Genomic DNA, 12,114 nt, shown 5'->3' with positions numbered 1-12,114 from the left:
CTTTCGATATGCGACCGTTTAAGATTACCAGCGGTAATGCGAGAATGCGCGGTTGGCGTCGGCCATCTTGTGCGTGTCTTCGCGCTTCTTGACAGCAGAACCGCGGTTGTTCGCAGCGTCCATGAGTTCGCCGGAAAGGCGATCGACCATGGTCGTTTCGTTGCGCTTGCGCGCAGCAATGATCAGCCAGCGGATGGCCAGAGCCTGACGGCGCTCGGGACGAACGTCGACCGGAACCTGATAGGTAGCACCACCAACGCGGCGCGAACGCACTTCAACATGCGGAGCAACGTTGTCGAGGGCGGAATGGAAGATGCCGAGCGGCTCCTGCTTCGTCTTGCCCTGAACGACGTCGAACGCGCCGTAAACGATGCTTTCTGCGACCGACTTCTTGCCGTGAAGCATGATGGCGTTCATGAACTTGGTGACGATCAGATCGCCGAACTTCGGGTCCGGGTTGATCTCACGCTTTTCTGCACTATGGCGACGGGACATATTCTTTGTCTCTCAATGTTATTGACGCTTTACCACGCGGAGAACCTCGCGCAGCGCCGGAATTTGTTTAAACCCGAATTACTTCGGACGCTTCGCACCGTACTTGGAGCGGCGCTGCTTGCGGTTCTTGACGCCCTGGGTATCGAGAACACCACGGATGATGTGGTAACGAACGCCTGGCAAGTCCTTTACGCGGCCGCCGCGGATCATGACAACGGAGTGTTCCTGAAGGTTGTGACCTTCGCCGGGAATGTAGCCGATGACTTCGAAGCCGTTGGTGAGGCGGATCTTGGCAACCTTACGCAGAGCCGAGTTCGGCTTCTTCGGGGTCGTCGTGTAAACGCGGGTGCAAACACCACGCTTCTGCGGGTTTTCCTGAAGAGCAGGAACCTTGTTGCGCTTTACCTGTGCCTGGCGGGGCTTACGGATCAGCTGGTTTACGGTAGGCATATAACCATCCCTTGCAAAAACTACTTTAGCCACCCGAACGGGTGGCGGCTATGCCGTTGCCGGCGACGACGCACGCATATATCCTCATGCGCAAAACGTGGCCCGATCCGTTCTCACGGATGGACCACCAAGAGCAGAGGACACCTCGACGAGGCGTCTTGCATGCAACATTCGTGTCTTCTACGTGCAATGGAGTCTCGTTTGAGATGATGTTCAGGAAAAACATTCCCGAACGGCCAGCACGCATAGAGGCTCCGATGGCGGGCGTACTACTGTTTTAGCCAGCTTTCGTCAAGGCCGAATCCGCATTTAGCACCCGCGCCCGCGGCCGCAGAGCCCGCTGACAGGCCATTTCCCCCTCCATTTAGCAGAAGTCACCGCCGGCAACAGCGATTTTGCGCTCCGGCCTTTGGCTTTTCATAAAATCCGTCTATTGATTCCCTCAAGCGGCCAGACTTGGCCCGCCACGCGCAAGACCGGCTTCGGTCGGCCCGTATACATAGCAACGACAGATCAAGGAATCGCGTCATGACCACCCTCCCCGACAACGACAATGGACGCGACGAGCCGATGGTCTTCATCGTCATCGGCAAGGCTTACGAGACCGATAATTCAGACGGCATAGATATCCACGTCATCTTGCGGGCGCCAGATGAAGATACCGCTGTGCGCGAAACGCTGAATGCGCTCTCCGAGGAAGGCTTTATCGAAGCCGACCTAGACCAGATCGGCATGCTGACCGAAATCCCGGATGAAGAGCCGCACGCTTCCGCCTATCAGGGCGCGGTGGAAGGCGAAGTGGCCATCATCCGTTTCGCCTGAGGCGCGGCCATGACGGTGAGACGCATCGTCACCAACATCGCGACACCCGACCTTGAACGGGCGGGTGTCTTTTATGGCGATATTCTCGGCATGACCATCGCCATGGATCACGGCTGGATCGCAACCTATGCGAGCCCGGTTGAAACACCTGCCCAGATCAGCTTTGCCCGTGAAGGCGGCTCCGGCACGGCTGTTCCCGACATCTCCATCGAAGTCGACAATTTCGACGAGGTCCATGCCAAGATCCTGAAGGCGGGACTACCGGTCGAATACGGTCCAGCTCTAGAAAAATGGGGCGTGCGCCGCCTGTTCCTGCGCGATCCCTTCGGCAGACTGGTCAATATATTAAGTCACTTATAGACTATATACTTTAATTATAGTAGTATTATTTCATTTCTTGTTGAATAATATGAAAATGTTAGCTTAAAATAGTCCCGACATGAAATTCCGGTGGCGGGTTGAATAATATATCTTCAGCAGACATTATTGATGACATTTACGAGGCGGCGCTTTTTCCCGACCGCTGGGCGAAGGTCATCGCCACAATCGGTAAACGACTTGATTTCTGGGGCGGCGCCCTCACCTGGGGCAAGGGCGAGGAAGAAGCCTGGCTTTTCACGCCCAATTTCCAGGAATTGATGCAAGCCTTCATGGAGGGCGGCTGGAACCACCGTAATGATCGCCTCACCCGCGCGGTCCGCGAAGGACAATTTTCCTTCGTGCATGATTTCGATGTGTTCACCCATGATGAATGGGCCGGACTGCCGATCGTGCGTGACTTCCTGATGCCCCGCGGGCTTGGCTATGGCGCGGCCACCCAGATTGCTCCACCTGACCATCCGGAGATGACGGTAATTTTCGAACGCAAGCTCGACAGCGGCGTCATCGGTCCGGAGACCATGGCGGCACTTGGCGGGCTGAGGCCGCATATCGCCCGCAGCCTCACCCTCGCAACAGGGTTACAGCGCCAGAAGGCCAATGCGATGACACTCGGGCTCAACGCCATCGGCGCGCCAGCGGCAGTGCTTCAGGCAAGCGGACGCGTTCTTTCCGCCAACACGCTGTTTCAGTCAATCCAGAAATGTATCTCCACCCGTGCCCGCGACAGGATCCTCATCTCCGACGAGAGAGTAAACCGGCTGCTCTACAAGGCTCTTGCCGGACATAGCGTCAGTTCCTTCCCCCTGCCAACCGAAGACAGGGCCTGCATCCTGCACGTCATACCGTTGCGCAAGGATGCACTGGACCTGTCCCCGAACGGATCGGCCATCGTGCTGATCTCGCAACCATCAGACACGGTCTTCGACGTCACGCCGCTGCTGAAGGGGCTTTATGACCTCACCAGGGGCGAGGCCCGCGTCGCGCTGGAAATCATGAAGGGGCTTTCGCTTCCCTCCGTGGCGAAGCAATTGCAGATCTCCCACGAAACGGTACGCAGCAACGCCAAGTCGATCTACGCCAAGACCGGCAGTACCGGCCAGACAGATCTCGTCCGCCGCCTTTCCGTTCTGACCCGCTACACCATCGGCGAACAGGGCTGAAAACACGCCAGCGCTGACGATCTGCACGGTCGGATCGAACCAATAACCCGGCCCTAAAAAAAAACGCCCGGATTGCTCCGGGCGTCTTCACTGAATTTTGGCGGGGCTTCGTAAAGCCCCGACCCTGCTGACATTATTCGGCGGCCGGAACCTGATCCGTCATGTCCTGCAGCATCTGGTTCGCAGAAGCCGAACCCGAACCCTTGCGGCGTTCCTCGAGAATGAGGTCGTCGCGCGAGGTGGCGATGCGGCGGATCTGCGTCATGGTGCCGCCAGTACCGGCCGGGATGAGGCGGCCGACGATGACGTTTTCCTTGAGGCCCTGCAGCGTGTCCGTCTTGCCGGCGATCGCAGCTTCCGTGAGAACCTTGGTGGTTTCCTGGAAGGATGCGGCCGAGATGAAGGACGGCGTCTGCAGCGACGCCTTGGTGATGCCGAGCAGAACAGGATCGCCGTAAGCCGGCTTCTTGCCCTCTTCCATCAGGCGGTCGTTGTTGTCGTCAAGTTCGATACGATCGACATTGTCGCCAACGATGTAGTGGCTGTCGCCCGCATCGGTGATCTCGACCTTCTGCAGCATCTGGCGAACGATCACCTCGATGTGCTTGTCGTTGATCACAACGCCCTGCAGTCGGTAGACTTCCTGGATTTCGTTCACGAGGTAGGAAGCCAAAGCCTCCACGCCCTTGATTGCCAGAATGTCGTGCGGCGCCGGGTTGCCGTCGAGAATGTATTCGCCCTTCTCGATGTAGTCGCCTTCCTGAAGATGGAAGGGCTTGCCCTTCGGGATCAGGTATTCGACCGGCTCAACACCGTCTTCAGCAGGCTCGATCTGAACGCGACGCTTGTTCTTGTAGTCGCGGCCGAGGCGGATGGTACCGTCGATCTCTGCGATGACGGCGTGATCCTTCGGACGACGTGCTTCGAACAGTTCGGCAACACGCGGCAGACCACCGGTGATGTCCTTCGTCTTGGCGCTTTCCAGCGGCGAACGTGCAAGCACGTCACCCTGGGAAACCTTCGAACCCGGCTCAACCGAGAGGATGGCGTCCACGGACAGATGGAAGCGGGCTTCGCCACCACGGGAAAGCTTCGCAACAGCGCCGGAAGCATCCTTGATGATAATGGCAGGCTTCAAATCCGAACCGCGCGGCGTCGAGCGCCAGTCAATGACCTGGCGCTTGGTGATGCCGGTGGATTCGTCGGTGGCTTCCAGAACGGAAAGACCGTCGACCAGATCCTCGAAGTGAACGGTACCTTCCACTTCCGTCATCATCGGACGGGTGTAGGGGTCCCACTCTGCAAGACGCTGACCGCGCTTAACCTTGTCGCCATCGTCCACGAAGATTTTCGAACCGTAAGCGACACGCTGCGAGGAACGTTCCACGCCGCGCTCATCAAGGATCGTAACCGACATGTTACGGCCCATGGCGATGAGAACGCCTTCGGAGTTCCGCAGAATGTTGCGGTTCTTGATCTGGATCGTACCTTCATACGATGCTTCCAGGAACGACTGGTCGACCACGTTTGCCGTACCGCCAAGGTGGAAGGTACGCATGGTGAGCTGCGTGCCCGGTTCACCGATCGACTGCGCGGCGATGACGCCAACGGCTTCGCCCATGTTGACAGGCGTACCGCGTGCAAGGTCACGACCGTAGCAGACGCCGCAGACGCCGATCTGCACTTCGCAGGTCAGTGCCGAACGGATGCGGACGGACTGGATGCCGGCCTTCTCGATGACGGCAACGTCGGCTTCGTCGATCAGCGTGCCAGCCTTGACGATGTTCTCGCCAGTGACCGGGTTGTCGATGTCGTCGAGAGCCGTGCGGCCGAGGATACGGGCGCCGATCGAGGCAACGATCTGACCGGCATCGACGATGGCGGTCATGGTGAGGCCCTTGTCGGTGCCGCAATCCACGGAATTGACGATGCAATCCTGCGCCACGTCGACGAGACGACGGGTCAGGTAACCGGAGTTTGCGGTCTTCAGGGCGGTGTCTGCGAGACCCTTACGGGCACCGTGGGTCGAGTTGAAGTACTCGTTAACGGTCAGGCCTTCCTTGAAGTTCGAGATGATCGGCGTCTCGATGATTTCGCCCGAAGGCTTGGCCATCAGGCCGCGCATGCCGCCCAGCTGACGCATCTGGTTCGGTGAACCACGCGCGCCCGAGTGGGACATCATGTAGATGGAGTTCATCGGCTTCTGACGGCCCGTTTCCGGATCGAACTCGACAGCCTTGATGCGCGCCATCATTTCTTCGGCGACCTTCTCGGTTGCCTTGCCCCAGGCGTCGACAACCTTGTTGTACTTTTCGCCCTGGGTGATGAGACCATCATTGTACTGCTGTTCGTATTCCTTCACCAAGGCTTCGGTGTCACCGACGATCTTCACCTTGCTGTCCGGAATAACCATGTCGTCCTTGCCGAACGAAATGCCGGCGCGGCAGGCGTGGCTGAAGCCGAGCTGCATGATGCGGTCGCAGAAGATGACCGTGTCTTTCTGGCCGCAATGACGGTAGACCGTGTCGATCATCTTGGAGATGTTCTTCTTGGTCATTTCCTGGTTGCAGGTGTCGAAAGGCACGTTGACGTTCTTCGGCAGAAGTTCGCCGATCAGCATACGGCCAGGCGTCGTTTCATGGATCTTGGAAACCGGCTTGCCGTCGGCATCCACGGTCTTGAAGCGACCACGGATCTTGGCATGCAGCGTCACGACCTTGTTTTCAAGCGCGTGATGCAATTCGCCGATATCCGAGAAGGCCATGCCTTCGCCGGGCTCGTTCTGGTTCATGATCGACAGGTAATAGAGGCCGAGAACCATGTCCTGCGACGGAACGATGATCGGATGACCGTTCGCCGGATGCAGGATGTTGTTGGTCGACATCATCAACACGCGGGCTTCCAGCTGGGCTTCCAGCGAAAGCGGCACGTGAACAGCCATCTGGTCACCGTCGAAGTCGGCGTTGAAGGCCGTGCAGACGAGCGGGTGCAGCTGGATGGCCTTGCCTTCGACCAGCATGGGTTCGAAAGCCTGGATGCCCAGACGGTGCAGCGTCGGTGCGCGGTTCAGAAGAACAGGATGTTCGCGGATAACCTCGTCGAGGATATCCCAGACTTCCGGCTTTTCCTTTTCAACCAGCTTCTTGGCCTGCTTGACGGTCGAGGAATAACCCTTGGCGTCGAGACGGGCATAGATGAACGGCTTGAACAGTTCGAGCGCCATCTTCTTCGGCAGGCCGCACTGGTGCAGTTTCAGTTCCGGACCGGTCACGATGACCGAACGGCCGGAATAGTCGACGCGCTTGCCGAGAAGGTTCTGGCGGAAGCGGCCCTGCTTGCCCTTGAGCATGTCGGACAGCGACTTCAGCGGACGCTTGTTGGCACCCGTGATGACGCGGCCGCGACGGCCGTTGTCGAACAGCGCATCGACGGATTCCTGCAACATACGCTTTTCGTTGCGGATGATGATGCCAGGCGCGCGAAGCTCGATCAGGCGCTTCAGACGGTTGTTACGGTTGATGACGCGGCGATAGAGATCGTTGAGGTCGGACGTCGCAAAACGGCCGCCATCCAGCGGAACCAGCGGACGAAGGTCCGGCGGAATGACCGGAACGACCTTCATGATCATCCATTCCGGACGATTGCCCGATTCCATGAAGTTCTCGACGATCTTCAGGCGCTTCATGAACTTCTTCTGCTTGAGGTCAGAAGTCGTTTCAGCAAGCTCGGCGCGCAGGTCGCCGGCGATCTTTTCGAGGTTCATCGAAGCCAGCATCTCATAGATGGCTTCAGCGCCGATCATGGCGGTGAACTGGTCTTCGCCGAACTCGTCAACGGCGATCATGTACTCTTCTTCAGACAGAAGCTGGTTCTGCTTCAGAGAAGTGAGGCCGGGTTCCGTGACGATGTAGTTCTCGAAATAAAGAACGCGTTCGACATCCTTCAGCGTCATGTCGAGCAAGGTCGAGATACGCGAAGGAAGCGACTTCAGGAACCAGATATGGGCAACCGGCGCTGCGAGCTCGATATGGCCCATGCGCTCACGGCGAACGCGCGACAGCGTGACTTCGACGCCGCACTTTTCGCAGATGATGCCCTTGTACTTCATGCGCTTGTACTTGCCGCACAGGCACTCATAGTCCTTGATCGGTCCGAAAATGCGCGCGCAGAAAAGGCCGTCGCGTTCCGGCTTGAACGTACGGTAGTTGATGGTTTCCGGCTTCTTGATCTCGCCGTAGGACCACGACAGGATTTTTTCCGGCGAAGCGATCGAAATCCGGATGGAATCGAAATGCTGCGCAGGCACCTGAGGATTGAAAAGATTCATGACCTCTTGGTTCATGCCTTGTCTCCTTGAGAGGCTAGCTGCTGCCCCTGTTTGCATCTGGACCGGCTTCTTCCCGGGTCGCCGTCCAAAGCTTTAAATACGGATTAACCGCACAATGCGGCGAAAGTGTCCCACGCCAGCCGGGCTGACGGGAAACCGGCAGGCGCCCGGAAGGCGCCCGCCACTCTCATTTTTATTCCGCCGCGTCGGGCAGCTGGTCGTCGGACTGGTTCTCGATCTTCGAGTTTTCCAGTTCGACCGACAGACCGAGCGACCGCATTTCCTTGACGAGAACGTTGAAGCTCTCCGGAATACCGGCCTCGAAGGTGTCGTCGCCACGGACGATCGCTTCGTAGACCTTGGTGCGGCCGGCCACGTCGTCCGACTTGACGGTCAGCATTTCCTGCAGCGTGTAAGCTGCGCCGTATGCTTCCAGAGCCCAGACTTCCATTTCCCCGAAGCGCTGTCCGCCGAACTGCGCCTTGCCGCCCAGCGGCTGCTGGGTAACGAGCGAGTAAGGACCGATCGAGCGAGCGTGGATCTTGTCGTCGACAAGGTGGTTCAGCTTGATCATGTACATGTAGCCGACGGTGACCTTGCGGTCGAACGGCTCACCGGTACGACCGTCATAGAGGACGGACTGACCGGATTCATGCAGACCTGCCTTCTTCAGCATGGCGGCGACGTCAGGCTCATGCGCACCGTCGAAGACCGGGGTCGCGATGGAAACACCGCGCTTGGCTTCTTCGGCAAGCTTGACCAGCGAGTCGTCGTCGAAATGCTGAACCTCGTCATTGGCCTCAGACGCGTAGATTTCCGTCAGCTCGCCGCGAAGCTCGCTGATGTCCATCGTCTTGCGATACTCTTCGAGCATGTCGCCGATCTTCTTGCCCATACCGGCGCATGCCCATGCGAGGTGGGTTTCGAGGATCTGGCCGACGTTCATGCGCGAAGGCACGCCGAGCGGGTTCAAGCAGATGTCGACATGCGTGCCGTCTTCGAGGAATGGCATGTCCTCGACCGGAACGATACGCGAGACGACGCCCTTGTTACCGTGACGGCCGGCCATCTTGTCGCCCGGCTGGATCTTGCGCTTCACAGCGACGAAGACCTTGACCATCTTCATGACACCAGGAGGCATTTCATCGCCGCGCTGGACCTTTTCGACCTTGTCCATGAAGCGCTGTTCAAGGCGCGACTTGGATTCGTCGTACTGGCCGCGAAGCGCTTCCAGCTCGGACTGAGCCTTCTCGTCCTCGACTGCGAACATCCACCACTGCGAGCGGGGATATTCGGAGACGACGGCATTCGAAAGCTCGACGCCCTTCTTGAAGCCCTTCGGACCGGCGATGGAAACGTGGCCACGCAGCATGTCGATCAGGCGACCGTAGACGTTACGGTCGAGAATGGCCTGCTCGTCGTCGCGGTCCTTCGCCAAGCGCTCGATCTCTTCGCGCTCGATAGCCATCGCGCGCTCGTCCTTCTCCACACCGTGACGGTTGAAGACGCGGACTTCGACGACAGTACCGAACGTGCCCGGAGGCATGCGCATGGATGTGTCGCGAACGTCGGAAGCCTTTTCACCGAAGATGGCGCGCAGAAGCTTTTCTTCCGGCGTCATCGGGCTTTCGCCCTTCGGCGTGATCTTGCCGACGAGAATATCGCCCGGCTGAACTTCCGCACCGATGTAAACGATACCGGCTTCGTCGAGGTTCTTCAGCGCTTCTTCCGAAACATTCGGAATGTCGCGGGTGATTTCTTCCGGACCAAGCTTCGTATCGCGCGCCATCACTTCGAATTCTTCGATGTGAATGGAGGTGAACACGTCGTCGGAAACGATACGCTCCGACATCAGGATCGAGTCTTCGTAGTTGTAGCCGTTCCAGGGCATGAACGCGACGAGCGCGTTGCGGCCGAGTGCCAGGTCGCCGAGGTCGGTCGACGGACCGTCCGCGATGATGTCACCCTTGGAGATGGCGTCACCGACGGCGACCAGCGGACGCTGGTTGACGCAGGTGTTCTGGTTGGAACGCTGGAACTTCTGCAGACGGTAGATATCGACGCCCGACTTGCCGGCATCAAGGTCTTCCGTCGCGCGGATAACGATACGGGTCGCATCCACCTGGTCGACGATACCGCCACGGCGAGCCGCGATGGCAGCGCCGGAGTCGCGAGCGACGATCGGTTCCATGCCGGTACCGACGAACGGTGCCTCGGCGCGCAGAAGCGGCACGGCCTGACGCTGCATGTTCGAGCCCATGAGAGCGCGGTTGGCGTCGTCGTTTTCCAGGAACGGAATGAGAGCCGCCGCGACCGAAACGAGCTGCTTCGGCGAAACGTCCATCAGGTTGATGTTGTCGCGCGGTGCGAGCATAACTTCGCCCGAGTGACGGCAAACAACGAACTCTTCAGTGAAGGCGCCTTCGCCATCGAGCTCGGCATTGGCCTGTGCGACGTAATACTTGGCCTCTTCCATGGCGGAGAGGTAGATCACGTCAGTCGTCACCTTGCCGTCGATGATCTTGCGGTACGGGCTTTCAATGAAGCCGTACTTGTTCACGCGGGCAAAGGTTGCGAGCGAGTTGATCAGACCGATGTTCGGGCCTTCCGGCGTCTCGATCGGGCAAATACGGCCGTAATGGGTCGGGTGAACGTCGCGGACTTCGAAGCCGGCGCGCTCGCGGGTCAGACCACCCGGTCCAAGAGCCGAAAGACGGCGCTTGTGGGTGATTTCCGAAAGCGGGTTCACCTGGTCCATGAACTGCGACAGCTGCGAGGAACCGAAGAATTCGCGAACGGCGGCAGCTGCCGGCTTCGCGTTGATCAGGTCCTGCGGCATCACGGTGTCGATTTCGATCGAGGACATACGTTCCTTGATCGCACGTTCCATGCGCAGAAGGCCCAGACGATACTGGTTTTCCATCAGCTCGCCGACAGAACGAACACGGCGGTTGCCGAGGTTGTCGATGTCGTCGATTTCGCCCTTGCCGTCGCGCAGTTCGACCAGCATCTTGACGACAGCGAGGATGTCTTCCTTGCGCAGCGTACGCACGGTGTCTTCCGCGTCGAGGTCGAGGCGCATGTTCATCTTCACGCGGCCAACGGCCGAGAGGTCGTAACGTTCGGCATCGAAGAACAGCGAGTTGAACATCGCTTCAGCCGAATCCATGGTCGGCGGCTCACCCGGACGCATGACGCGGTAGATATCGAACAGCGCTTCCTGGCGGTTCTGGTTCTTGTCCGCAGAGAGCGTGTTGCGGATATAGGCGCCAACATTGACGTGGTCGATATTGAGGACCGGAATCTCGTCGAAGCCGGACTTAAGAATAAGGCCGAGCGTCTTCTCGTCGATTTCGTCGCCGGCTTCGAGATAGATTTCACCCGTCTCGTAGTTGACGATGTCTTCGGCAAGGAAGTTGCCGTAGAGATCCTCATCCGTCGCCTTCAGCGCCTTCAGGCCCTTGTCGACGAGCTGGCGGATAAGGCGCGGGGTCAGCTTCTTGCCACCTTCGACAACGACTTCGCCGGTATCGGCGTCGATCATGTCGGTGATGACCTTGGCGTTCTTCAGCGTCTCGGGCTGGAACGGAATGCGCCAGCCGTCGCCGGAGCGCTCATAGGAAGCCTTGGTATAGAAGGTCGACAGGATTTCTTCGCCGTCCATGCCAAGCGCCATCAGGAGCGAGGTCACGGGCAGCTTGCGGCGACGGTCGATACGCGCATAGACGATGTCCTTGGCGTCGAACTCGATGTCGAGCCAGGAACCGCGATACGGGATCACGCGTGCGGCAAACAGAAGCTTGCCCGACGAATGGCTCTTGCCCTTGTCGTGGTCGAAGAACACGCCCGGCGAACGGTGCATCTGCGAAACGATGACGCGCTCGGTGCCGTTGACGACAAAGGTGCCGTTATTGGTCATGAGCGGCATGTCGCCCATGTAGACGGACTGTTCCTTGATGTCCTTGATGGACTTCGCGCCCGTATCCTCGTCGATATCGAACACGATGAGGCGCAGCGTCACTTTCAGCGGCGCAGCATAGGTCAGATCGCGCTGACGGCATTCCTCGACGTCGAACTTCGGCGCTTCGAATTCGTAGGATACGAATTCGAGCATGGATGCGCCCGAGAAGTCGGTGATCGGGAATACGGATTTGAATACGGCATTCAATCCCTCGTCGGGACGACCGCCCTTGGGCTCGTCAACCATGAGAAATTGGTCATACGAAGCCTTCTGAACCTCAATGAGGTTCGGCATTTCCGCTACTTCTGGAATTTTGCCGAAAAACTTGCGTACGCGCCTGCGACCATTATACGAAAGGGTCTGAGCCATCGTCGCTCCTTTAAAATTGCATCCGGGCCTGCAACGGACGGGAACCGATGGCCAGTCGATCCCGTCAAGCAATGGGTGTCATCAATCTCGTTCCACATCCCGGATCGATCAGGCCGGATTGCCTAGATGAGCCGGTTCGGAACCATTCT

At 58.5% G+C, this 12,114-nt stretch carries 7 protein-coding genes; 3 read left to right on the top strand and 4 right to left on the bottom strand.

What is annotated here, in order from left to right; all coding sequences use genetic code 11:
* Nucleotides 1-24 precede the first annotated feature (24 nt).
* Together rpsG and rpsL are read right to left on the bottom strand one after the other, a co-directional pair.
* Nucleotides 25-495 (bottom strand): 30S ribosomal protein S7, encoded by a 471-nt coding sequence (gene rpsG, locus JZX89_RS10150; RefSeq protein ID WP_149901719.1) that lies wholly within the window; start codon nucleotides 493-495, stop codon nucleotides 25-27.
* Between the two features lie 78 nt (nucleotides 496-573).
* Entirely contained in the window at nucleotides 574-945 is a 372-nt protein-coding gene (gene rpsL / locus JZX89_RS10145; protein ID WP_003507760.1) for a 30S ribosomal protein S12, read from the bottom strand.
* Between the two features lie 528 nt (nucleotides 946-1,473).
* On the opposite strand from rpsL, the gene JZX89_RS10140 reads away from it, so the two are divergent.
* The 3 genes from JZX89_RS10140 to JZX89_RS10130 all read left to right on the top strand — a co-directional run bounded on the left by JZX89_RS10140 (nucleotide 1,474) and on the right by JZX89_RS10130 (nucleotide 3,308).
* On the top strand, nucleotides 1,474-1,767 hold the full coding sequence (locus JZX89_RS10140) for a transcriptional regulator (protein WP_149901718.1): 294 nt from the start codon (nucleotides 1,474-1,476) through the stop codon (nucleotides 1,765-1,767).
* A 9-nt stretch (nucleotides 1,768-1,776) separates the two neighbouring features.
* Nucleotides 1,777-2,127, top strand: a complete 351-nt coding sequence (locus JZX89_RS10135; protein WP_207133983.1) for a VOC family protein — start codon at nucleotides 1,777-1,779, stop codon at nucleotides 2,125-2,127.
* A gap of 98 nt (nucleotides 2,128-2,225) precedes the next feature.
* Nucleotides 2,226-3,308, top strand: coding sequence for a helix-turn-helix transcriptional regulator (locus JZX89_RS10130; protein WP_174373530.1), 1,083 nt, complete (start codon nucleotides 2,226-2,228; stop codon nucleotides 3,306-3,308).
* A 133-nt stretch (nucleotides 3,309-3,441) separates the two neighbouring features.
* Here the strand turns inward: JZX89_RS10130 and rpoC are convergent, their stop codons facing one another.
* Together rpoC and rpoB are read right to left on the bottom strand one after the other, a co-directional pair.
* Nucleotides 3,442-7,650 carry a DNA-directed RNA polymerase subunit beta' gene (rpoC, locus tag JZX89_RS10125; protein WP_153517153.1) on the bottom strand — a complete coding sequence of 1,403 codons (4,209 nt, stop codon included), beginning with the start codon at nucleotides 7,648-7,650 and terminating at the stop codon, nucleotides 3,442-3,444.
* A gap of 178 nt (nucleotides 7,651-7,828) precedes the next feature.
* Nucleotides 7,829-11,965 (bottom strand): DNA-directed RNA polymerase subunit beta, encoded by a 4,137-nt coding sequence (gene rpoB / locus JZX89_RS10120; protein ID WP_149901714.1) that lies wholly within the window; start codon nucleotides 11,963-11,965, stop codon nucleotides 7,829-7,831.
* Nucleotides 11,966-12,114: the final 149 nt, after the last annotated feature.

It is taken from the genome of Agrobacterium burrii (assembly GCF_017313405.1).
In the GTDB taxonomy this organism is placed as follows: domain Bacteria; phylum Pseudomonadota; class Alphaproteobacteria; order Rhizobiales; family Rhizobiaceae; genus Agrobacterium; species Agrobacterium burrii.
The sequence above is the reverse complement of the archived record's forward strand: the minus strand, read 5'-3'. Positions and strand labels throughout refer to the sequence as shown.